Below are 1247 nucleotides of genomic sequence, written 5' to 3'. Positions count from 1 at the left end.
GCCGCGACGTCCTCGGTCAGGTCGAAGTAGTGCACGCCCAGTTCGGCGGCAACGGTCGCCACCGGCACCGCGGCATGAAAGGGCAAGGCGTTGATCACCGCGGCGGCGCCTGCCAGCGCGTCCATGCAGGCCTGCCGCTCGGAGGGATCGGCCAGGCGCGTGGAGACGCCGGCTGGCAGCGCGTCGAGCGCGTCGCGGTAGCGGTCGACCACGGTCACCGCGTAGTCGCCGCTGTCCTGCAGCATGGCGGCGATGGTGCGGCCGATCTTGCCGGCACCGAGCACGGTGACGGGCAGCGCCGCACCGGAACGAGCCGAAGGGAAGGAAAGGTTGTTGTTCATGACGGTCCTCCGACGCGGGAAATGGAAGCGTGCCAATGTCGCGCGGGATGGCCGGGTGCCGGCGCATCGAGCCATCCCGTACCCAAAGTATGGTGTCGCGCGCCGTCGGATTGAACAGACAACAATGACGAAAACCCGCCATAATCGGGCGAATCGACGATGTATCTCGACGAAACGACGAGACGCCGGCACCGCACCAGACCGAAGCCCGAAGCCCGGAGCCCGGAGCCCGGAGCCCGGAGCCCGGAGCCCGGAGCCCGGAGCCCGGAGCCCGGAGCCCGGAGCCCGGAGCCCCGGAGCCCCGGAGCCCGCAGCCCGCAGCCCGCAGCCTGAAGCCCGTAGACGGAGACCGCATGACCGACCTCGACCAGACCGACCGTCACCTGCTGTCGCTATTGCAGGCCAATGCGCGCGACAGCGCCGCCAATCTGGCGCGCAAGCTCGGCATCGCCCGCACCACGGTGGTCGCCCGCATCGCCCGGCTGGAGCGGCTCGGCGTGATCGCCGGCTATGGCGTGCGGCTGGGCCAGCAGATGGAGGACAACGCGATCCTGGCGTTCTGCGGGCTGTCGGTGCAGCCCAAGACCGCGCCCACGGTACTGCGCGCGCTGCAGCGCTTCCCCGAGGTGGTGGAGCTCGATTCGGTCAGCGGGCCGGTCGACTACATGGCGGTGATCCGCTGCGATACGCATGCGCGGCTGGACCGGCTGCTCGACGAGATCGGCGCGCTCGATGGCGTGAACCACACCAGCACGTCGATCGTGCTGGCGCGCAAGATCGACCGGCGGCGGCCGGTGGGGTGACGGGCAGCCTCGGCTTCGGCATTGGGGCTCCTTGGCGTCCCCGCCCCCTCCCCTCTGCCCCTGCTCCTGCCCTCTTGCTCTCTTGCCCGCGCCCCCGCGCCCC

Annotated in this window: 2 protein-coding genes; one reads left to right on the top strand and one right to left on the bottom strand. The window is 70.8% G+C overall.

Annotation, left to right across the window (positions count from 1 at the left end; all coding sequences use genetic code 11):
* Nucleotides 1-341 (bottom strand): saccharopine dehydrogenase NADP-binding domain-containing protein (locus AC6EI8_RS26590; RefSeq protein WP_498383406.1); only part of this gene is annotated, 341 nt, incomplete at its 3' end.
* A gap of 353 nt (nucleotides 342-694) precedes the next feature.
* On the opposite strand from AC6EI8_RS26590, the gene AC6EI8_RS26585 reads away from it, so the two are divergent.
* Nucleotides 695-1144, top strand: coding sequence for an Lrp/AsnC family transcriptional regulator (locus AC6EI8_RS26585; protein WP_053822624.1), 450 nt, complete (start codon nucleotides 695-697; stop codon nucleotides 1142-1144).
* Nucleotides 1145-1247: the final 103 nt, after the last annotated feature.

Source organism: Cupriavidus sp. R6-3 (genome assembly GCF_059772245.1).
Note: the sequence above shows the minus strand (reverse complement) of the source record. Positions and strands in the feature narration are given on the sequence as shown.